At 51.8% G+C, this 703-nt stretch carries 2 pseudogenes; both read right to left on the bottom strand.

Going from position 1 to position 703, the window contains the following annotated elements:
• Window positions 1–343, bottom strand: a pseudogene (locus MiSe_RS49500) (site-specific integrase); the annotation flags it as partial.
• A 42-nt stretch (window positions 344–385) separates the two neighbouring features.
• Window positions 386–703, bottom strand: a pseudogene (locus tag MiSe_RS49495) (hypothetical protein); the annotation flags it as partial.

Raw genomic sequence — 703 nt, 5'->3', positions numbered from 1 at the left:
CCAGATCGAGGTTAAATATTTCGTGGGGTCGCAGTCCATAGACAGCCAGCATTCCATACACCCATTGCCATGCCCGATTGGTGATGCGCGTTCGCGAAGCGTCTGCTTCGCAGAATCGCCACTCGGCAATTAAAGCATCTTCCGGCAGGTCGCGGGGCACGGCTTTGGCTGAAGAATACGATCCTACGTAGGCTTTGACTTCCAGTTCAATTTCCGCCAGCGTTGCCAGTTGTTTCATGACGCTGCATTCTCGCTTGCGGGTGCGGGTATCGGGGGGCGTCGCGAAGATCAGCTGCTTCATCACCTCCACAGTCAGCGGTGCGTCAGCAGGTAGTCGATTCAGAACTAGCCGATATTCTCGAAACGTTGTTTCTGATTTGGGTGTTCAAACGCGGCGGGTGAAGTAATCTTTTTCAAATTCTTCTGCCCACTCGCGACAAGTTTTTGCAGTTGCTGAAACAGAATTGTCTTTCAAATAAGGTTCCCAGGAAAATTCCTTGCAGGCCAACAATCCTCCTACGACAATTGCCTCAGCTTTAGCTCGCTTAAATTCAGCTGGGTTAGCATAGACACCCAGCGCTATATGCTGTTGATGCGGCTTTTTGTCTTCACTCCCAGGCTGGGGCGGTAGTGTTGCCCTTAAGCATAGGCGATTTCCTCTTTGGCGCACCTGCACGCCGATATTTGCCGCTTTGAGTTCGGC

Origin of the sequence: Microseira wollei NIES-4236 (assembly GCF_020521235.1) — a bacterium.
GTDB lineage: Bacteria > Cyanobacteriota > Cyanobacteriia > Cyanobacteriales > Aerosakkonemataceae > Microseira > Microseira wollei.
Note: the sequence above shows the minus strand (reverse complement) of the source record. Positions and strands in the feature narration are given on the sequence as shown.